16 protein-coding genes are annotated in these 20,885 nt (G+C 71.1%); 2 read left to right on the top strand and 14 right to left on the bottom strand.

Features of this window, described 5'->3' with window-relative positions:
* Positions 1 to 171: 171 nt before the first annotated feature.
* The gene (gene murA, locus ACFXKG_RS08695; RefSeq protein ID WP_384834445.1) at positions 172 to 1,512 is read left to right on the top strand and encodes a UDP-N-acetylglucosamine 1-carboxyvinyltransferase; all 1,341 of its coding nucleotides are present in this window, start codon (positions 172 to 174) and stop codon (positions 1,510 to 1,512) included.
* A 302-nt stretch (positions 1,513 to 1,814) separates the two neighbouring features.
* On the opposite strand, the gene ACFXKG_RS08700 is transcribed toward murA, so the two are convergent.
* The 10 genes from ACFXKG_RS08700 to ACFXKG_RS08745 all read right to left on the bottom strand — a co-directional run bounded on the left by ACFXKG_RS08700 (position 1,815) and on the right by ACFXKG_RS08745 (position 13,694).
* Positions 1,815 to 2,096, bottom strand: a complete 282-nt coding sequence (locus ACFXKG_RS08700; RefSeq protein WP_004571953.1) for an HU family DNA-binding protein — start codon at positions 2,094 to 2,096, stop codon at positions 1,815 to 1,817.
* Between the two features lie 440 nt (positions 2,097 to 2,536).
* Entirely contained in the window at positions 2,537 to 3,967 is a 1,431-nt protein-coding gene (locus tag ACFXKG_RS08705) for an NAD-dependent malic enzyme (protein WP_384834448.1), read from the bottom strand.
* A gap of 363 nt (positions 3,968 to 4,330) precedes the next feature.
* Entirely contained in the window at positions 4,331 to 6,784 is a 2,454-nt protein-coding gene (locus ACFXKG_RS08710) for a HelD family protein (RefSeq protein WP_384834451.1), read from the bottom strand.
* Positions 6,785 to 6,859: 75 nt separating this feature from the next.
* Positions 6,860 to 7,717, bottom strand: coding sequence for an anti-sigma factor family protein (locus tag ACFXKG_RS08715; protein ID WP_384834454.1), 858 nt, complete (start codon positions 7,715 to 7,717; stop codon positions 6,860 to 6,862).
* Complete coding sequence (locus ACFXKG_RS08720) at positions 7,714 to 8,301, bottom strand: sigma-70 family RNA polymerase sigma factor (protein WP_114624088.1); 588 nt, start codon at positions 8,299 to 8,301, stop codon at positions 7,714 to 7,716. The genes ACFXKG_RS08715 and ACFXKG_RS08720 overlap by 4 nt, the downstream gene beginning before the upstream one ends.
* Positions 8,302 to 8,742: 441 nt before the next feature.
* Positions 8,743 to 9,354 (bottom strand): CGNR zinc finger domain-containing protein, encoded by a 612-nt coding sequence (locus ACFXKG_RS08725; protein WP_384834458.1) that lies wholly within the window; start codon positions 9,352 to 9,354, stop codon positions 8,743 to 8,745.
* A gap of 148 nt (positions 9,355 to 9,502) precedes the next feature.
* Positions 9,503 to 10,033 carry a GNAT family N-acetyltransferase gene (locus tag ACFXKG_RS08730; RefSeq protein ID WP_384834461.1) on the bottom strand — a complete coding sequence of 177 codons (531 nt, stop codon included), beginning with the start codon at positions 10,031 to 10,033 and terminating at the stop codon, positions 9,503 to 9,505.
* Positions 10,034 to 10,069: 36 nt separating this feature from the next.
* Positions 10,070 to 11,209, bottom strand: a complete 1,140-nt coding sequence (locus tag ACFXKG_RS08735; RefSeq protein ID WP_384834463.1) for a uroporphyrinogen-III synthase — start codon at positions 11,207 to 11,209, stop codon at positions 10,070 to 10,072.
* Positions 11,210 to 11,424: 215 nt separating this feature from the next.
* The gene (locus tag ACFXKG_RS08740; RefSeq protein ID WP_384834466.1) at positions 11,425 to 12,801 is read right to left on the bottom strand and encodes a nitrate/nitrite transporter; all 1,377 of its coding nucleotides are present in this window, start codon (positions 12,799 to 12,801) and stop codon (positions 11,425 to 11,427) included.
* A 221-nt stretch (positions 12,802 to 13,022) separates the two neighbouring features.
* Positions 13,023 to 13,694 (bottom strand): SnoaL-like polyketide cyclase, encoded by a 672-nt coding sequence (locus ACFXKG_RS08745; protein WP_384834469.1) that lies wholly within the window; start codon positions 13,692 to 13,694, stop codon positions 13,023 to 13,025.
* A 252-nt stretch (positions 13,695 to 13,946) separates the two neighbouring features.
* On the opposite strand from ACFXKG_RS08745, the gene ACFXKG_RS08750 reads away from it, so the two are divergent.
* A complete protein-coding gene (locus ACFXKG_RS08750; protein WP_384834472.1) occupies positions 13,947 to 15,020 on the top strand; it encodes a LacI family DNA-binding transcriptional regulator in 1,074 nt (357 codons plus the stop codon).
* A gap of 92 nt (positions 15,021 to 15,112) precedes the next feature.
* Here the strand turns inward: ACFXKG_RS08750 and ACFXKG_RS08755 are convergent, their stop codons facing one another.
* The 4 genes from ACFXKG_RS08755 to ACFXKG_RS08770 all read right to left on the bottom strand — a co-directional run bounded on the left by ACFXKG_RS08755 (position 15,113) and on the right by ACFXKG_RS08770 (position 20,750).
* Entirely contained in the window at positions 15,113 to 16,483 is a 1,371-nt protein-coding gene (locus tag ACFXKG_RS08755; protein ID WP_384834475.1) for an acyltransferase family protein, read from the bottom strand.
* A gap of 11 nt (positions 16,484 to 16,494) precedes the next feature.
* Complete coding sequence (locus ACFXKG_RS08760; protein ID WP_384834538.1) at positions 16,495 to 18,654, bottom strand: glycosyltransferase; 2,160 nt, start codon at positions 18,652 to 18,654, stop codon at positions 16,495 to 16,497.
* Between the two features lie 159 nt (positions 18,655 to 18,813).
* Positions 18,814 to 19,596, bottom strand: coding sequence for a hypothetical protein (locus ACFXKG_RS08765; protein WP_384834478.1), 783 nt, complete (start codon positions 19,594 to 19,596; stop codon positions 18,814 to 18,816).
* A gap of 206 nt (positions 19,597 to 19,802) precedes the next feature.
* A complete protein-coding gene (locus ACFXKG_RS08770) occupies positions 19,803 to 20,750 on the bottom strand; it encodes a LysR family transcriptional regulator (protein ID WP_384834481.1) in 948 nt (315 codons plus the stop codon).
* Between the last annotated feature and the right edge of the window lie 135 nt (positions 20,751 to 20,885).

Raw genomic sequence — 20,885 nt, forward strand, 5'->3', positions numbered from 1 at the left:
CGGGAGCCGGGGCGGTGACCCTGCGCGAGGGACGTTCCACCGTACGTATCAAGGGTGTTCCCGTACGTGTCCATTACGTATCCGACGCCGCCCGGGCCTTACGGCACAGGGGGTGGGGACCCGTACCCTTTTCCTTGGCCACCCGCCCGCCCACTCCGGAACGCGAGATTCATGACCGGCACTGACGATGTAATGCTTGTCCACGGCGGCACCCCGCTGGAGGGTGAGATCCGGGTCCGCGGCGCGAAGAACCTGGTGCCGAAGGCCATGGTCGCCGCGCTTCTCGGCAGCGGCCCGAGCCGGCTGCGCAATGTGCCCGACATCCGCGACGTGCGGGTGGTGCGGGGGCTGCTGCAGCTCCACGGTGTGACCGTGCGCCCCGGCGACGAACCGGGCGAGCTGATCCTCGACCCGACGCATGTCGAGAGCGCCAACGTCGCGGACATCGACGCGCACGCCGGTTCCTCCCGTATCCCGATCCTCTTCTGCGGACCGCTGCTGCACCGGCTCGGCCACGCGTTCATCCCGGGTCTCGGCGGCTGCGACATCGGCGGCCGGCCGATCGACTTCCACTTCGACGTGCTGCGCCAGTTCGGCGCGACCATCGAGAAGCGGGCCGACGGGCAGTACCTGGAGGCGCCGCAGCGGCTGCGCGGCACGAAGATCCGGCTGCCGTACCCGTCGGTCGGCTCGACGGAGCAGGTGCTGCTGACGGCCGTGCTGGCCGAGGGTGTCACGGAGCTGTCGAACGCCGCGGTGGAGCCGGAGATCGAGGACCTGATCTGCGTGCTCCAGAAGATGGGCGCGATCATCTCGATGGACACCGACCGGACGATCCGGATCACCGGTGTCGACCGGCTCGACGGCTACACGCACCGGGCGCTGCCGGACCGTCTGGAGGCCGCGTCCTGGGCTTCGGCGGCGCTGGCCACCGAGGGCAACATCTACGTACGCGGCGCGCAGCAGCGGTCGATGATGACGTTCCTCAACACCTACCGCAAGGTGGGCGGCGCGTTCGAGATCGACGACGAGGGCATCCGCTTCTGGCACCCGGGCGGCTCGCTCAACGCGATCGCGCTGGAGACGGACGTGCACCCCGGTTTCCAGACCGACTGGCAGCAGCCGCTGGTGGTGGCGCTGACGCAGGCGTCGGGGCTCTCCATCGTCCACGAGACGGTGTACGAGTCACGGCTCGGGTTCACCTCGGCGCTCAACCAGATGGGCGCGCACATCCAGCTCTACCGGGAGTGCCTGGGCGGCTCGGACTGCCGCTTCGGGCAGCGCAACTTCCTGCACTCCGCGGTCGTCTCGGGGCCCACCCGGCTCCAGGGCGCCGATCTGGTCATCCCCGACCTGCGGGGCGGCTTCTCGTATCTGATCGCGGCGCTGGCGGCGCAGGGCACGTCGCGGGTGCACGGGATCGATCTGATCAACCGCGGCTACGAGAACTTCATGGAGAAGCTGGTCGAGCTGGGCGCGAAGGTGGAACTGCCGGGCGGCGCGCTCGTCTGACCGCTCCGTCGCGCACCGCTGTGGCCCCGGTCCCCCGGACCGGGGCCACAGGCGTGTGAAGCGCCGCCTGCGGCCGTCTGACGGGGCGGCAGAGGGTAGCCGTCAACAGCCCGAAAGCCCGGCAGCCCGACGGGGCGGCAGGGCCGCGCTGTCGGGGCGGCTGGGCGGCAGGACGGCCCGGGACGGCGGAGGCGCAAACAGCGGAGGCGGCTCCCCGGTCGGGGGAGCCGCCTCCGTGTGTCGCCTCCGTGTGTCGCCTCCGAGAGGTGCCGTCAGGCGGTCCCCACGAAAGGCGCCGGCGCTTACTTGCCCTTGGCGGCTTCCTTGAGCTTGGAGCCCGCGGAGACCTTCACGCTGTAGCCGGCCGGGATCTGGATCGGGTCGCCGGTCTGCGGGTTACGAGCGGTGCGAGCGGCACGGTGGGTGCGCTCGAAGGTCAGGAAGCCGGGGATGGTGACCTTCTCGTCGCCCTTGGCGACAACCTCGCCGACGGTCTCGGCGAGAGCGGCCAGCACAGCGTCGGCGTCCTTGCGGGTCACCTCGGCGCGGTCGGCCAGGGCGGCCACCAGCTCACTGCGGTTCATGTTTGTACTCCCGTGTTCTTCTTGCCTGTGAGGCGTGAGATCGAAGCCGATGCTGCCAGGGCCCTCGGACAGTCCCCGGACCCGGGTCTGCTGACAGACCCTCGCGCCCGAATACGCATCCTGCCCCCACCAGCGGCGGGAAAGCCAATCCGGCACCCTCAGGAGCCGGACGAAGAGCGCCACTGCCTCGTCGTCGTGACGTTCCGTCGACTCTGTGGAGACTCCTTGGAGCCTTGGGGCCCCACAAGGGAAGCCTGGGGCCCCGTGAGCCCCGCCTGGAGCCCGTCGGAGGCCCTGAAACCTCCCCGGAGCTGCGGGGCTCATGGTCCGTCACCCTAAAGGGGCCCGCGTGGCCCGGCGAATCGCGACGCGCCGGGCACCGGGCGGACGTGAGATGTACCGCAGTGGCCGCTACCGTGACCGGCCCGGGGTGGGCATGGTCACACCGACGGGGCCGCGCCGGCCTCGGCGGACTTGGCCGCCGCGTCCCGCACCGCGCCCGCGACCGCGCCCGCCACCTTGTCGTTGAAGACGGACGGCACGATGTAGTTCGGGTTGAGCTCGTCCTCGGTGACGACGTTCGCGAGGGCGGTCGCCGCGGCGAGCATCATCTCCGTGTTGACCGTACGGGACTGGGCGTCCAGGAGGCCGCGGAAGACACCCGGGAAGACCAGCACGTTGTTGATCTGGTTGGGGAAGTCGGAGCGGCCCGTGGCCACCACGGCGGCGGTCTCGCGAGCGATCGCCGGGTCGACCTCGGGGTCCGGGTTGGCCAGCGCGAAGACGACCGCGCCGTCCGCCATGGCGGCGACGTCCGCGCCGTCGAGGACGTTGGGGGCGGAGACGCCGATGAAGACGTCCGCGCCGGCCACGGCCTCCTTGAGGGTGCCGGTGACGGCCTCGGGGTTGGTGTTGTCCGCGATCCAGCGCAGCGCCGACTCGGGGGCGGCCTCCACCAGGTCGGCGCGGCCCGCGTGCACCACACCATGGATGTCGGCGACGACGGCGTGCTTGACGCCCGCCGCGATGAGCAGCTTGAGGATGGCCGTACCGGCCGCGCCCGCGCCGGACATGACGACCCGTACGTCGCCGATGGCCTTGCCGACCACGCGCAGCGCGTTGGTCAGCGCCGCGAGGACCACGATCGCGGTGCCGTGCTGGTCGTCGTGGAAGACCGGGATGTCCAGCGCCTCGCGCAGCCGGGCCTCGATCTCGAAGCAGCGGGGCGCGGAGATGTCCTCCAGGTTGATGCCCGCGAAGCCGGGGGCGATCGCCTTGACGATCGCGACGATCTCGTCGGTGTCCTGGGTGTCCAGGCAGAGCGGCCAGGCGTCGATGTCGGCGAAGCGCTTGAAGAGGGCCGCCTTGCCCTCCATCACCGGCATGGCGGCCATCGGGCCGATGTTGCCGAGGCCGAGCACCGCGGAGCCGTCCGTCACGACCGCGACGGTGTTGCGCTTGATGGTGAGCCTGCGGGCGTCCTCGGGGTTCTCCGCGATCGCCATGCAGACCCGGGCCACGCCGGGCGTGTAGACCATCGAGAGGTCGTCACGGTTGCGGATGGGGTGCTTCGACGCCATCTCGATCTTGCCGCCGAGGTGCATCAGGAACGTACGGTCCGAGACCTTGCCGAGGGTCACACCCTCGATGCCGCGCAGCTGCTCCACGATCTGCTCGGCGTGACCGGTGGAGGTCGCGGCGATGGTGACATCGATCCGCAGCTTCTCGTGGCCGGAAGCGGTCACGTCGAGGCCGGTCACCGAGCCACCGGAGGACTCCACGGCCGTGGTGAGCTGGGAGACCGCGGTACCGCTCGCGGGCACCTCCAGCCGGACCGTCATCGAGTACGAGACGCTGGGCGCCGTTGCCATGACCGAGTTCCTCTTCTTTCCCTAGCCGCATTGCCGCGCTGCGGGAACACATGTCCCGGCGGCGCTTTCGAATGGTCGCACCTACCTGCCAGTAACAGGTAATAGCGGCGTATTCAACAAAAGCAGGTCCCCACCGTTCACCGGTGAAGACCTGCTGAAATGCGTGTGAAAGATGGCATATAAGTGTGAAAGATGACACCGACCCGCCATGCTCGCCTCGCGGCAAGTGGTCGCTCGTAGCGACGAAGGTTGGGCCCGGGGGCTTGGATCGGGCCGGTGCCAACACCAGGCTAACAAACCACCCCGGTAAGTGATTCCCTCCTCGCGAGTTGACCGGAAGTCAACGCGTGAGGAGGGCCGCCGTCACTCCCTGAGCAGGTCCGGGATCCCCTCGGCGTCCGGCTCGTCGCGGGCCGCCGAGACCACCGTGAGCTGCTGTGTCGCCCTGGTCAGCGCCACGTACAGGACCCGCAGGCCGGCCGGGGACTCGTCGGCGATCTCCGCCGGGGAGACCACGACCGTCGCGTCGTACTCCAGCCCCTTGGCCTCCAGGCTGCCCAGCGCGACCACCCGGTCGCCGAGCCCGGCCAGCCAGCGCGCCGCCTGCTCGCGCCGGTGCATCGCGACGACGACCCCCACCGTGCCGTCGACCCGGTCCAGGAGCGCCCGCGCCTCGGCCCGTACGGCGCGGGACAGGTCCCCGTCCGAGACGACCGCGAAGCGCGGCCGCACGCCCGTGGAGCGCACCGCGCGGGGCGCCTCCATCCCGGGCATGGCCAGCGCCAGCACCTTCGCGGCCAGCTCCGCGATCTCGGCCGGGTTGCGGTAGTTGACGGTGAGGGTGAAGCGGCGCCGCGGGCGGGTGCCGAGCGCCTCGTCCCTGGCCTCCGCCGCCTCGTCCGGGTCCGACCAGGACGACTGCGCGGCGTCCCCGACGACCGTCCAGGTGGCGTGCCGGCCGCGGCGGCCGACCATCCGCCACTGCATGGGCGTGAGGTCCTGCGCCTCGTCGACGATGACGTGCGCGTACTCCGTACGTTCCGCCGCCAGCCGCTCGGCACGCTCCCGCTGCGTCTCCTCACGCTGCGGCATCAGCTCCTCCAGACCGGTGAGCTGGTCCAGCGGGTCGAGATCGCGGCGCTTGCGCTTGCGGGGCGGCGCGCCGAGCAGGGTCTCCAGCTCGTCCAGGAGGGCCACGTCGTGCACGGAGAGCGGGCCCGTGCCGTCCGGGCCGAGCCGCTTGAGGGAGCGGGCCAGGCGCCGGGTCTCGCCCGGGTTGAGGACGCGGCGGGACCAGCGGCCGAGGCGGCGCTCGTCGGCCATCGCGGTCAGCACCCCGCGCGGGGTCAGCTCGGGCCACCAGGCGTCGAGGAAGGCGGTGAAGGAGTCCTCGGAGGTGATGTCCTCGTCGAAGGACGAGCGCAGCTCGGCCGCCAGCTCGGGGTCGGTGTGGCGCCCCGCGGAGCCGGACTTCGACCAGAGGGCGTCCAGCAGGAGTCTTCGGGCCCGGGGTCTGAGCAGGTTGACGGGCGCGGTGCCGCCGAGCACGGAGTGCCGGATGCGCCCCAGCTCGGCCGCCTCCAGTTCCAGGCGGCGGCCGAAGGCGACGACCCGCAGCAGGTCGGTCCGTACGGCGACGGCCGGTCCGGCATCGTCCTCGTCCTCGTCGGCGTCGGGTTCACCGAACGCGAGCTGGCCTCCCACGGGCGCGGCGTTCCTCCCGGGCGCCGGGGCGGGTCCCGTACCGCCTTCCAGCGCTCCCCGGGCGGCCTTGCGCAGCACCTTCAGCATCCGCGCCGAGCCCTTGACCCGGGCGACCGCCGGTTCGTCGTACGCCGTGGCCTCCGCGCCGTCCACCAGCGAGCCGACCGCGCGGATCGCGACCTGTCCCTCCTCGCCGAGCGAGGGCAGCACGCCCTCGGTGTACGCGACGAGCAGGGGCGTCGGCGAGACGACCAGGATGCCGCCCGCGTACCGCCGACGGTCCTGGTAGAGCAGGTAGGCGGCGCGGTGCAGCGCCACCGCCGTCTTGCCGGTGCCGGGGCCGCCGGAGACCTCCGTGACCGAGGCGGCGGGCGCCCGGATCACCAGGTCCTGCTCGGCCTGGATGGACGAGACGATGTCCCGCATGGTGTGGCTGCGGGCCTGCCCGAGGGCGGCCATCAGCGCGCCGTCCCCGATCACGGCCAGCGCGTCGCCGCCGAGGGAGGCGGTCAGCTCGGGGCGCATCAGGTCGTCCTCGACCCCGAGGACCCGGCGGCCCTTGGAGCGGATGACCCGGCGCCGTACCACCCGGCCGGGATCGACCGGTGTGGAGCGGTAGAACGGCGCCGCGGCGGGCGCGCGCCAGTCGATGACCAGCGGCGAGTAGTCGGAGTCGAGCACCCCGATCCGGCCGATGTGCAGGGTCTCGGCGATCGCGGCCGTACGGTCGGACCCGATCGCGTCGTCGGCCGGCTCGACCGAGGTGTACGCGCCGTCCGGGCCCTTCCGGCCGTCCTTGCCCCGGAGGAGGTCGATCCGGCCGAAGAGGAAGTCCTCGAACTCGTTGTTGAGCCGGTTGAGGTGGATCCCGGCCCGGAAGACCTGGGCATCACGCTCGGCGAGGGCTCCCGGCGTACCGACCTGCCCCCGTTTGGCGGCGTCGTTCATCAGGAACTCCGCCTCGTGGATCTTCTCCTCCAGGCGGCGGTACACCTGGTCGAGATGGTGCTGTTCGACGCCGATCTCACGGGCGCGCACGGAGTCGTTCCCCGTGTCGCGTCCGGGATCGACGGCGGGTCCAGCGGATTCAACAGCGGCATCCTGCGCGGCCACCGAGGCCCCCTTCATGACGTGCGTCGGGCAGCCGTCAACCGTACGCGAAGGGGGCACGTATGTCAGGCATCGGCGTCAGGCGCCGACTTCCCACAGTTTCTTGCCGTCGAAGGTACGCACTTCGAAGTGGTCGATCTCTTCGAGGTCCATGGACGTGCTTCCCTGGACGTAGAGCGGCTCCCTGCCCTTCGGGTTCGGGCTGTCCGGGATGCCGTACCCCCAGTCGGGGACGGACCAGGACGTCGTGACCTCCTGCTCGCCGGTCTTGGAGACGGCGACCAGGCTGCACTTCAGCGGGCCCTTGACGTTCTTCAGTTCCAGCATGACCTCGGTGCCGAATCCCTTCGACTCCGTGGCGACGGTTCCACTGACCTTCGTGGTGGGGTCCGTACCACCGACCTTGTCGGGCATGTGGCCGAAATTCTGCGCAGGTGTGGAGCGCGCCGCGAAGTCGTTGCTCTGGTCGCCACCGCCCTGGGTGGCGACCCCGACCCCGATGGGACCGCCGATGATCAGCACGGCCGCCGCCGCGACGAGATAGAACCCGCGGCGCTTGCGCTTGGCGCGTTTCGCCGCGACCTCGTCGACCAGCTTGTCGAGCAGCTGGGGACTGGGCCGTACGGAGACGGACGGTGTCGGGAGCTGGGCGAGCGGTATCTGGGGTGGCGGAGCCTGCGGATTGATCGAGGAGACGGAGGCGAGCGACCCCATCGGCCCCTGTGCGGCGAACGGGCTGGGGTTGTCCGCCAGCATCGCCAGCATCGGTTCCATCCCGGAGAACTCCTCCAGGTGGACCGCGCAGATCCGGCACTCGGCCAGGTGCGCTTCGAAGACGGAGGCGTCGACATCGTCCAGAATGCCGAGAACATACGCGCCGACGGTTTCATGCACAGTACTTTCGTCGCCCAGTCCGTACTGCTCGTGCGTGGTCATGCCGAGACCCCCCTCTCCTCCAACGCGAGCTTCATCGAACGCAGTGCGTAGAACACACGGGAACGCACGGTCCCGCTGGGTATGCCGAGCGTCTCGGCCGCCTCGTTGACCGTACGACCCTTGAAGTACGTCTCCACCAGTACTTCCCGGTGGGCGGGGGTCAAATCCTCGAGGGCATCTGAGAGCGTCATAAGCCACAACGCCTTGTCGATCTCGTCCTCCGCGGGCATGACCTCCAGCGGTGACGGATCGACTTCCTGCGGCCGGGCCTGCCGGCTGCGGTGTCCGTCGATGACGATGCGTCGGGCGACCGTCACCAGCCAAGGTCGGACAGAGCCGGTCGCACGATTGAGCTGACCGGCGTTCTTCCAGGCACGGATGAGCGTCTCTTGCACGACGTCCTCGGCTCGCTGGCGGTCACCCGCGACGAGACGCATGACGTAGGCGAGCAACGGTCCGGCATGTTCCCGGTAGAGGGCTCGCATCAACTCCTCGTCAGGTGCGGGAGTGTTGGTGCGCGGTGTCGCGCTCCGGTGTCGGGCCCGGTGAGGGCGGTCATCGGCCACGGCCGCATCCTTGCGCACCTAAACCTCCCGGTCGATACCTACGTGGCTGCTTCTCCCTCATCACTACGGACGCCCGACCAGGCGTGCTCAACCGTTCGGGAAAAACTTTCAAGATCTTTATGGGAACGCTCCCACGCTCCACGAGCGGGTTTCACGCCGGTCCGGGCCCCTCGCACGGATTCGTGCAGAACTCGTGGAGGACATGTCTGTGACTCGCAAAGGAGGCGCGCAGAGTTGGCTTGAAATAGCGCAAGAACCCTATGGAATCGGCCGGAGAGACGCTCTTGTTCGGCCGCCCGGAGTGTGCCGGAGAGCCGTCTGTGTGGCCTTTGGTGCACATGAGGCGCCGTCAGGGTCGCATATGGAGCGGGCTCATGCCCCGGTCAGGAACGGACACGGGGTGGGCCGACACCTCGGTCGGCGCCGGACACGGGATGAGCCGGCGCCCCGGCTCCCGTTCTAGGCGGTGGCGGCCCGGCGCCGGTGCCGGGCGACCCGTTCACGGTTCCCGCAGACCTCGCTGGAACACCAGCGGCGGCGCCGCCCCCGCGAGGTGTCGAGGTAGACGCGGCGGCAGCGGTCGCCCTCGCACCGCCGCAGCCGGGCCCGCGCGTCCTGGTCGGTGAGGAGCTCCACCGCGTCCCTGGCCACGGCGGCGAGCAGCGCGGCGCACTCCGGCTCGGGGATCGGCGCCCGTACGAGGGCACCCGCCTCGTTCCGTACGGCCCTGATCCCCGGCGGCGCCCCGGCCGCCAGGGCGTTGACCCGTTCCAGGGCGGCGGGCGCCTGCCGGCCGTCGATCTCGGCGCGCACCAACCGCCCTATGCCGTCGCGGAGTTCGGCGAAGGCGCGGACCCAGCGGGCGTCGATGCCGGCGACCGGGGTGCCGGGCGGCAGCAGTCCGGCGCCGAGCAGCCACCGGCCGAGCGCCGCGGTGCCGTCGAGCCGTCCCCGGCGGCCCCCGGCGGGTTCCCCGGTGGCCACCAGGTCCAGGCAGATCCGTCCGGAGTCGAACCGCCAGCCGTTCCCACCCGTGCCCGCCACCGTGCCCGCAGTCCTGCCCGCCGCCATGGGTCCCTCACCGCCTCGGATTCACCGTGGGTGTGCCGTCCGTGGTGCCGTCCTGAGTGCCGTACTCCTCAGAGTGCCCGCAAGGCGGCGCGGCCGGAACCCCGCGGCCTGAGCCCATGTCGGACTGCGGTGTTCCAGGGGGCACCTGTCAGGGGGCGGTGTTCGGCGGGCCGTCGTGCAGGATCCGCTGGAAGAGGTGGTGGTCGCGCCACGCCCCGTTTATATGGAGGTAGTCGGGCGCGGTGCCGATGAGCTCGAAGCCGCACTTGCGCAGGACGCGCTGGGAGGCGGTGTTGTGGAGGAGGGTCCCCGCCTCCAGCCGGTGCAGCCCCAGGTCCTCTCGGGCCCCCCGGCAGACCTCCTCGACGGTGCGGGTCGCCAACCCGCGTCCGGTGTACTCGGCGTCCACCCAGTAGCCGAGGCTCGCGCTGCGGAAGGGGCCGAGCACGATGGTGGAGAGGGCGGCCTGGGCGACGACGCGGTCACCGTCCCTGGCGTGCCAGAGCCGGACGGTCGGGTCGGCGATCCGGTTGGCCTGGGCCCGGGCCGTGTAGAAGTCGGCGGGACGCAGGGGACCCCAGGGCCGCATGTGGTCGCGGTTGCGGAGCAGCGCCTCCACGACAGGCTCGGCGTCGTCCGGGGTGGCGGGGCTGACGGTGATCGGGGAGTCGTGGGCCATCTCCGTACCGTACCCAGCGGCGTCCCCGGGGCCCGCTCAGGCGTCCGCGTACTTGGAGTCGGCCGAGGGGTCCAGCGCGAGCCGGTACCCCCGCTTGACCACGGTGTGGATCAGCTTGGGGGCGCCCAGCGCGGTCCTGAGGCGGGCCATCGCGGTCTCGACGGCGTGTTCGTCGCGGCCCGCGCCGGGCAGGGCGCGCAGCAGCTCCGCGCGGGGGACCACCCAGCCGGGCCGCCGGGTCAGCGCCTTCAGCAGGGCCATGCCGGCGGGCGGCACCGGCCGCAGCTCGCCGTCGACGAGGACCGCGTGGCCGCGGATCTCCACCCGGTGGCCCGCGACCGGCAGCGTACGGGCCCGGCCCGGCAGCTCCGTACAGAGCAACTGGACGAGCGGGCCGAGACGGAAGCGCTCCGGCTGGACGGTGTCGATGCCGTGCGCCTGGAGCGGCAGCGCGGTGACCGGCCCGACGCACGCCGCCAGCACGTCGTGGTGGAGGGCGTCGAGGAGTTCGGGGAGCCGCCCCCGTTCCTCGGCACGGGCGAGGAGCGAGGCGGCGGCCGGCGCGCTGGTGAAGGTGACGGCGTCCACGGAGCGGGCCACGGTCCCGTCGATCAGCCGGTCGACCGGGGCGAGGTCCTCCGGCGGCATCCAGCGGTAGACGGGGACGCCCACGACGTCGGCGCCGCCCGCGCGGAGCGCCTCGACGAAGCCGGGCAGGGGTTCGCCGTGCAGCTGGAGCGCGATACGGCGCCCCTCGACGCCCTCCTCCAGGAGCCGGTCCAGGACCTCGGCCATGGATTCGGAGGTGGGCGACCACGCCTCGGTGAGCCCGGCGGCCCGGATGGCGCCCTTCACCTTGGGGCCGCGGGCGAGCAGTTCGACGCCGCGCAGACAGGCGAGCAGTTCCTCGCCGTGGCCCCATCCGTCGGCCGCGCCGATCCAGCCGCGGAAGCCGATCGCGGTCGTCGCCACGACCACGTCGGGGACGTGGGCGATCAGCTCCTTCGTCGCGGTGAGCAGCTCCGCGTCGTCGGCGAGCTGCACGATGCGCAGGGCGGGCGCGTGGACGACGGAGCCGCCGCGGCGCTGGATCAGCGCCCCGAGCTCGTCGGCGCGCCGGGCCGCGGTGACCCCGATGGTGAATCCCGCGAGCGGGCCGTGCTGCCGGTCGTCCATGCGTCTCCTCCCGTACTGCGCCGTGCTCCCCGTGTGCCCAGCTGTCTCCGCCGTGTGGCCGGCCGTCCGCGCCGTGTGCCGGCCGTCCGCGCCGTACTCCGGTGTTCTCGGTGTTCTCCGCTCGCGCTCACGCCCGGCCGGACGACCGAGCCTGTCAACCGTGCGTGACAGGCCCGGTGCGTCACCATTTCACCGATGTTACGTACGCCTCCGGTCTACACCTCTGCGTAACTGAGCTGGGGCTTGGTCTCGGCCTGCACGGCGCTGACAGGCACCCTTCGAAGGTATACCGCCCAGGTGAGGGCGAAACAGCAGGCGTAGAAGGCCAGGAACACGACGAACGCCGACGTCCCCGTCCCCGCCGTCTGGAAGGACTGCCGGAAGGCGAGGTTGATGGCGAGCCCGCCGAGCGCGCCGACGGCCCCGATCAGCCCCATGGAGGCCCCGGAGAGCCGCCGCCCGTACGCGGCGGCGGCCTCGCCGGTCATCCCGCCGGCCAGCGCCTTCGCCTGGAAGATGCCGGGGATCATCTTGTACGTCGAGCCGTTGCCGAGCCCGGTGAGCAGGAACAGCGCGACGAAACCGACGAGGAAGACGGTCAGCGACTCGATCACGGAGGCGAAGACCACGACACCGGTCGCGGCGGCCATCGCGGCGAAGTTCCACAGGGTGATGCGGGCGCCGCCGAACCGGTCGGCGAGCATGCCGCCGACGGGCCGGATCAGCGAGCCGAGCAGCGGTCCGATGAAGGTGATCGAGGCGGCCTGGAGGGGGGTGCGGCCGAACTGGGTCTGCAGGACGAGACCGAACGCGAAGCTGTATCCGATGAACGAGCCGAACGTCCCGACGTAGAGGAAGGACATGATCCAGGTGTGCCGGTCGCGTACGGCTTCCCTGGCGGCGCCGGTGTCGTTCGTGACGGGCGCGAGGTTGTCCATGAACAGCGCGGCGCAGAGGGCGGCCCCGATGATCAGCGGGATGTAGACGCCGAGCACGATCCGGGGGTGCGCGGCGCCCGCCGTCCCGATCACCAGCAGCCCGATGAGCTGCACGACCGGTACGCCTATGTTCCCGCCGCCCGCGTTGAGGCCGAGGGCCCAGCCCTTCTTGCGCAGCGGGAAGAAGGAGTTGATGTTGGTCATGGAGGAGGCGAAGTTCCCGCCGCCGACGCCGGTGAGCGCCGAGACGACCATGAAGGTGGTGTACGAGGTCCCGGGCTCCATGACGACGAACGCGGCGACGGTCGGCAGCAGCAGCATCAGCGCGCTGAAGATGGTCCAGTTCCGTCCGCCGAAGCGGGCCACGGCGAAGGTGTAGGGGACGCGGACGATCGCGCCGACCAGGGTGGCGGTCCCGATGAGGAAGAACTTCCCGGCGGGGTCGATGCCGTACTCCGGCCCCATGAACAGCACCATCACGGACCACAGGGTCCAGATGGAGAAGCCGATGTGCTCGGAGACCACGGAGAAGAGCAGGTTGCGCCGGGCGACCCGCTCGCCCGTCTCGCGCCAGAAGGTCTCGTCCTCCGGATCCCACGTCTCGATCCAGCGGCCCCCTTTGCGTGCTGCGACGGTGGTGATCGGGGCTGTCATCACGCCTCCACGGACGGTCTCGGTAGGTGTCCCCCGACCGTAGATACGTCTCGTTTCGCCCCCGTGCCTCAAAATGACCGGCGCGCAACCTTGCTCTCACCCGGGGCGGAGGGGCGCTGTGAGCGCCGCCCCGCCCCGGGCCCCGGCGGTGTCGGACGCCGGATGTCAGGCGCCCGATGTCACGCGTCGGGTGTCAGGCGCCGGATGTCAGGCGTCTGATGTCACGCGCCGGACTTCTGGTGGCGGACCGGGCAGCCGCCGGTCAGCTTGCCGAGGAACTCGTTCGGGTCGTAGTAGTGCTCGACCTGGACCAGCTTGAGGTCCTCCGTGACCGTCGCGACGCTCATGCCGTACATCTCGACCAGCTCGCCCGTGGGCTTGAAGCCCTTGTACTCACCGTCGAAGGTGCCCCAGTGGCGCCACTTGAAGGCGATGGTGGGCGGCGGGCTCAGAACCTCCAGAACCTCCCAGAAGAAGCCCTGCGACAGCGCGTTGAGGAAGACGCTGTGCGAGGACTCGAAGCTCTCGTCACCGGCCGGGTAGAAGACGCTGTCGCCGATGAGGACGTTGTAGCTGCCCTTCTCGACGAGGTCCTGCGCGTCGGACCACGGGTTGCCGTTGAAGTTCGTGCGGAACTTCTCGGTGACCATGGAGACCCAGGTCTTGGGGTCCTTGTTGTGCGAGACCTCCATCTCGAAGACCTGGACAAGCTGCTCGACGATGTCCTCCAGGGAGCCGGGCTCGTGCCGGCTGATCCGCTGCTCCGGCATCACCGTCGCCGAGAGGTGGTAGTCCGGCACGCTCTTTCGCCAGGACTCGGGGGCGGTGGCGGCGACCACGGCGTCACGGCCCTGGAGCCAGAGGGGGGTCTCAGCGGTGGGAGTTTCGGACACGTTGGTACGTCCTCTGTAATCACGCGGCCACTGAATGTATGATGATTCAGTGAAGGTCTTGAGGATCTTCCGTGGGTAAAACGCATATTCGCAAGGCGATAATTGGCCACTCGTTCGAATGCGCGCTGCGCTGAACCGTCCCGGCCCCGCCTCTCCCGCCCCCCGTCCCTCCCCCGCGCCGTTTATCGTTTCAACTCGGGGCGTCACACCACGCGTTGGAACCCGACGCGCGCCCGCACGCGGAGGAGAGCGATGGCGCGTACGACGACGAGGTCCACCGGCCACGCCGAGAGACCGCCCACCCTGGCGCAGGTCGCCCAGCGTGCGGGGGTGTCGCCGCAGACCGTCTCCAACGCGCTCAACTCACCGCACCTCCTCGCCCCGTTGACCCTGGAGCGGGTCCGCAGGGCGATAGCCGAGCTGGACTACCGGCCGCACCAGGCCGCGCGCGCCCTGCGGACGCGGTCCAGCAAGCTGATCGGTTACGGGGTCCACCCCACGCCCGACGGGGTGTCGGGGCCGGTGATGGACCACTTCCTGCACGCGTTCTCCCGCTCGGCCAACGAGGCCGGATACCGCGTCCTGCTCTTCACCGCGCCCGCCGGCGCCGAGCGTGAACCCGACTGCTACGCCGAGCTGTTGCGCGAACAGCCGGTCGACGGCTTCGTCCTCACCCACACCTACCGGGGCGACCGCCGCCCCGACTGGCTGCGCCGGCGCGCCATCCCCTTCGTCGCCTTCGGCCGCCCCTGGTCGACCCGGCCCGCCGGGGACTGGGCGGACGTCGACGGCGCCCACGGCACCTCCGCCGCCGTCGACCACCTCGTCGCGCTCGGCCACCGCAGGATCGCCTTTCTCGGCTGGCCCCGGGGCTCCGGCGTGGGCGACGACCGGGCCGGTGGCTGGCGGACGGCGATGCGCCGCCACGGGCTCTCCGCGCGCGGCCTGCGGGCGTACGCGGTGAACGACGTCGACGCCGCGCGGGACGCCGTGGCCCCGCTCCTCGCCGCCGGTACGACCGCGGTGGTGGCGGTCAGCGACACCCTCGCCCTCGGCTGCTACCGCGCCCTGCTGGACAGCGGCCGTACACCGGGACGGGACGTCGCCGTCGTCGGCTTCGACGACTCCTCCGCCGCCGCGCTGCTCACCCCCGGCCTGAGCAGCCTGTGCCAGCCGCTGCCCGAGGTCGGCCGCGCCTGCACCCGGCTGCTGCTCGCCCGCATCAAGGATCCGCAGGGCACGCCGGAGCAGGTGCTGCTCCCGCCCGAACTGGTCGTGCGGGAGAGCTCCGCGTACGGGCCCGGGGGCGGCGGCGCGGGCGCGTAACGCCGGGCGGGGCGCGCCTCCTCGGTCGAAGAGGCGCGCCCCCGTATCAGCGTCCACCGCCATGCCTCGGCGTCTGCGGCCGTATTCAGTATTCAGCGTCGGTGGCCGCCCGCCGCCGCTCCGCGCCTTCCCCCTCCCCCGGCCGTGTCCCCGGCCCGGGTCTCGCCGTTCGGCCACAGCCTCGGCCGGCGCCGCGCCGCCAGGTCCTCGACCCACCCGATGGCCAGGATCATCAGCCCGATCATCGGCCACACCATCACCAGCGGCAGGATGTTGTACGACGCGTCCAGCTCCGACGAGAAGGCGTCGATCCCCGGGATGTTCCAGAGCTGGTCGATGAGCGGGTACGTCATCATGATCAGCAGGTTGTGCCAGAGATAGATCGTCACCGCGCGGTTGTTGGCCAGGGTGATCGTCGAGTCGAACTGCTTCAGTTTCCCTGGCAGTTCCCGCCAGGACGGCGAGTACTGGAGCAGGATCACCACGAACCCCAGCGACCAGGTCGCCTGCGCCAGCGGGATCTCGTCCAGGTTCCAGCCCTCGTCCGTGAGATGGCCCGAGGCCCACCACAGGCCGAACGCCATCGTCATGGCGGCCACCGAGACCGTCAGATAGCGCGGCACCTTCTGGAACATGCCGTCGTTGTGCGCGAAGCCGAGCACCCAGCAGGCCCCGTACACCGCGAAGTCCGTGAGGGCCTCCCCGAACTCCCCGGGGATCTCGACCAGTCCCGTACCGATGACGGCCGTCAGCACCACGGGGAAGAGCAGCGTCGCCCACGGCGTCCGGCGGAACGCCCGTACCAGCAGCGGCGAGAGGAGGACGAACCACAGGTAGGCGCGGATGTACCAGAGCGGGCCCGCCGAGTCCTCGGCCCACGTCGTGTCCAGCAGACCGCTGCCGTCACCGCTCTCGAACGGGTACGGCGGGGCGCCGATCGGCAGGAAGTAGTTGAGCAGTTTGACGATGCCCCACACCCCCTCCTCCCGCATCGGCTGCCAGCCCATCAGGAACATCACCGGCACGATGACCAGGGCCAGCGCCCACATCGGCGGCAGCAGCCTGCGCAGCCGGCCCCGCAGGACGCTCCACGGGGGCCGCTTCTCCAGGGATCTGGCCATGAGCGAGCCGGCCAGCGCGAACATCACGCCCATGGAGGGGAAGAGGATCGTCAGCCACGCCCAGCCGAAGATGTGGAAGACCACGACACGGACCAGCGCGATCGCCCGCAGCAGGTCCAGATAACGGTCCCGGCCCGAGGGGCGTACGGGCGCGGGCTGATCGGCGGTCTTCCCGGCAGGTCCTGCGGGCTCGGCCGACCGCGCGGCCGGTTCGGGAGACCACCCGGCCGGTCCGGGAGACCACCCGGCGGGTCCGACGGGCTGTCCGACCGGCTGCCCCACCGGCTGTCCGGCGGGCTGTCCGGCGCGCCCGCCCGCCCCGTCCGGTCTCGTGGCGTCCATGGAATGGCGGCTCATCCGACCGGCCTCCGGTCCGCGCCCTGTCCGGCGCCCTGCTCGGTTCCGTGCGGCGCGCCCCGGCCACGTTGGCTCGGAATCGACCCCGGCGCCTCCACCGCGCCGGTGCGGCGCAGCTTCTGCCAGCGCAGCCGGCCGCCGGTGAGGGCGGTGATCCAGGACTGGAGGAGCACGACGTACATGAGTTGCCGGTAGAGGATCTGCTGGAGGGGCAGCGAGATGAGATGGGTCATGCGTTCCCCGTCGAGCCGGAAGGCGTACGCGGCACACACCGCCTGGACGAGCAGGACGCCCAGCCACGCGCCGATCGTCTTCTGCGTGGGGCCGAAGACCAGGCCGTACACGAGGAAGACATCGATCAGCGGGGCCAGCAGCGGCGCCAGCACCATGAAGAGGGAGACCAGCGGCAGGCCGACGCGGCCGAACCGGCCGGAGGGCCCGCGTTCGACGACGGCGCGGCGGTGCTTCCAGATCGCCTGCATCGTGCCGTAGCTCCAGCGGTAGCGCTGGGACCAGAGCTGCTGCACGGACTCCGGGGCCTCGGTCCAGGCGCGGGCGCGCTCGGCGTAGACGACGCGCCAGCCGTCCCGGTGCATGGCCATGGTGATGTCGGTGTCCTCGGCGAGGGTGTCCTCGCTCATGCCGCCGACGCGTTCCAGCGCCTGGCGGCGGAAGGCGCCGATGGCGCCGGGGATGGTGGGCATGCAGCCCAGTACGTCGTACATCCGGCGGTCGAGGTTGAAGCCCATCACGTACTCGATGTGCTGCCACGCCCCGATGAGCGTGTCGCGGTTGCCGACCTTCGCGTTGCCCGCGACCGCGCCGACCCGCGGGTCGCCGAAGGGCTGCACCAACTCCCCCACGGTGGACGGCTCGAAGACCGTGTCGCCGTCCATCATCACGACGATGTCGTGACTGGCGTGCGCGATGCCGTTGTTGAGGGCGGCCGGTTTGCCGCCGTTCTGCTGGCGTACGACGTGGACGTTGGGGAGCCAGAGCGCCTCGACGATGTCGGCGGTCCCGTCCGTCGAGCCGTCGTCGACGACGATGACCTCGATCGGATGGTCGCTGGCCATCAGGGAGTTCACCGTATTGGCTATGCACTCGCGTTCGTTGTACGCGGGGACGAGGACGGTGACCGGTTCGGTGACCTCCGGACCCCAGCTGAAGTCGCGCCGGCGCACCTTGCGGGAGTGCGCGAAGGAGAGCACCAGCATCAGCCCGAACCGCGAGATGACCAGGACGCCGATCACGGCGAGCCCGGAGACCAGGACGGCGGTGAGGTTGTCGGAGAGGGTGACGGCGGCGACCCACGCCTTGCCCTTCCACAGCTCGAAGCCGGTGACCTGGGTGTGGGCGGTGGGCGCGCCGAGCGCCTCGGTGAGGTTGGCGAAGGTGAAGCCGCGTTTCTGCATCTCCGGCAGATAGCGGCCGAGCGCCGCGACGGTCTGGGAGCGGTCGCCGCCGGAGTCGTGCATCAGGACGAGGGAGCCCTTGTCGCCCTTGGGGGTGGCCCTCTTGATGATCTCCTCGACGCCGGGGCGCTTCCAGTCCTCGCTGTCGCGGTCGTTGAGGACGGTGATGTAGCCGCGGCTGCCGATGTACTGGGTGACCGGCCACGACTTGTTGTCCATGGCGTCGGCGAAGGAGGAGTACGGGGGCCGGAAGAGCGAGGAGCGGATCCCGGCGGCGCCCGCGAGCGCGAGCTGGTTCTGGGTCAGCTCCCAGTTGATGCGGGACCGGGTCTGGAAGGAGAGGTCGGGGTGGTTGAAGGTGTGCAGGCCGATCTCGTGGCCCTCGTCGACCATGCGCCTGACGAGGTCGGGGTAGCGGGAGGCCATGGTGCCGGTGATGAAGAAGACGCCGTGGGCGTTGTACTTCTTGAGTTCGTCGAGGACCTTGGGGGTCCACTCGGGGTCCGGGCCGTCGTCGAAGGTGAGGACGAGCTGCCGGTCGGGGATGTCGATGGACTTGGCGGCGTCCGTGCCGCGCGCGTCGATGACGGGGCCGCCCTTGAGGATGGACTCGGGGACCTGGTCGGTGGCGTCCGGGGGGCGGACGCGGTGGTCGGCGAGGATCTCGCTGTGCACATAGCCGCGGAGCATGAGCATGGCGGCCAGGGCGACGAGGACGAGCGAGGGCAGCAGGTAGCGCATGGGCAGTCTGCGCCGCCGGGCGGGCCGGGAGTTCTTACGGGGCTTGGCTCTGCTGGGTCCGGTGCTGCCGTGGTTGCCGCTTCCGCGACCGTTCTTCGGAGCCTGGGACTTGCGCGGCTGGGCGTTGCGAGGCTGGGCCCGCCTGCCGGAGGACATCATCTACTGCGCGCCTTCCACGGCCCGCGGGCCGCCGTCGTCGCCCGGCGGTGATTCGACGGGAGTGCTGGGATCGGGGGACTGCGAGGTCCCGTCGCCGGCCGGGGCCGAGGGGCTCTCCCCGCCGGGGCCGGCGGAGCCCGCGCCCGCGGCGGTACCGGGGTCGGGGTCGGAGTCGCCGGGCGGGTCCGGGTCCGGGGCGGGGTCGACGGGGGAGTTGGAGACGACGGGCTCCTTCACGGAACCCGAGACGCCCGGTGCCGGGTTGCCCGACGTGCCGGTGGTCACCGTCTCCGAGGTACGGGGGCCGGCGCCGCCGGTGCCGGTCTCGGTGGGCGACGCGCTGGGATCGCCGCTGGTGGCCGCCTCGGACGGGGAGCCCGAGGGGGCCGGCTGTATCTGGACGGTGTCCGGCTTCTTCTTGTCCGCGAGACCCGGTATCTGGAGCCAGGGGGCCGAGGAGTCGCCTCCGACGAGCGCGGCGACCACCGTGACGGCATAGCAGGCGCAGGCGATGGCGACGACCCAGCCGGCCCGGCGGAGCTTCTTGCTGCGGCGGCCGCTCTCGTCGACGAAGACGGGACCCTCGGGCGCCTCGGCCCCGTCGGCGCCGCCGGTGCCGCCGCCGTCCGCGGCCCTGTCTTCCAGGCCGGGGGCCCTGAAGGCGATCGTTTCCCCGCCGGTGCCGGTGCCGAGCCGTGCCTCGGGCCGTGTCCCGGCGGGCAGTTCGGAGAGCTGACGGCCCAGACCGTCCAGCTCCACGGTCACATCGTTCGGCTCGTACATGTGCCCTGTTCGGGCATCTTCGCGCCATTGGTCCACTGAAGTACGCACATCCCCCACCACAGAACGATTTGGGTGCATACATAGAACTGGCTGATTTTGTCGGCCGGGTCCCCGTCCCGAACCGCGCGCCCCTATCACACCGCACCCGGGCCATGAATGTAGCGCACCGAGAGAGTGTGTGGATCCGGTTCACAAGTTGTGATGCATCAATGCAATGAGAGTGGTAGGAGGAGATCACGGGGGTCCGGATCCAGCCATCCTTCTTCGGCTCCCAGCTCGGCAGCGGCAGCTCGGAGCGCCTCAACTCCCGGATGACGCAGTCCTTTGCGCCACACCAGCGAGAGCGGCGACAGCGGTACGGGGTCGACGAGCGGGCGCAGCACTGTGTCCGGCATCACCGGGAAATCTACGACGGCCAGGACCGGGTTGCGATGTTTGGCCATGACTCGGCGGAACTCCTCCGCGCCGACGGCCATCGGCGCGGGCGCGGCGACCTCGATGGAGCGGCCCGCGAAGAGCCGCCGCGCCAGCCCGGTCCACTCCACCGTCCCCGGATTGCCGGCCCCCGCGTACACACTCTCCCCCGCGAGCGCGCCGAGCGGCACCTCGGGGAGGCGGGCCAGCGGGTGGTCGGCGGGCAGGAGCACGGCCATCGGCTCGTACCGTACGAGCTGGTGGGAGAGCGCGTCGCGCAGGACGGGCGCGAGCCCTCCCGCGTAGCCGAAGGAGGCGTCGAGCCGGCCCGCGAGGATCTCGGTCGCCGCCCCGGTGAGACCGCTCTGGAAGCGGGCCATCAGCTCGTGGCGCGGGGCGAGTTCACGGGCCCGCGCCAACACCCGTCCGGAGACCATGCCCTCGGTGTTGAGGTCCACGAGCAGCGGCGGCGCCCCGCCCGCACCGGCGGCGAGCAGCTCGTCCTGGGCCGCCAGCACCCGCCGGGCGTACGGGAGGAGCCGCTCGCCGTCGGGCGTCAGGGTCACCTGGCGGGTGGTGCGCAGAAACAGCTCCACGCCCAACTCCCGCTCCAGCCGCCGCACATCACGGCTGAGGGCCTGCTGGGCGACGTAGAGCCGTGCGGCGGCGCGGGTGAAGTGCAGCTCTTCGGCGGTGGCGGTGAAGGCACGCAGCAGCCGGGGGTCGATGTCCTGGGGCACACCGCATTCAACCGCCCACCCTCGCCATTGACAACGCGATGGCGTGAATGGCCGCTCATCAGGTGTTGGACCGGGTACGGAGCGGGCGGCGAAGGTGAGGCCATGCCGCAACCACACTTCTCCCGTACCGGAACG

The organism is Streptomyces sp. NPDC059255 (genome assembly GCF_042752355.1).
Lineage (GTDB): Bacteria > Actinomycetota > Actinomycetes > Streptomycetales > Streptomycetaceae > Streptomyces.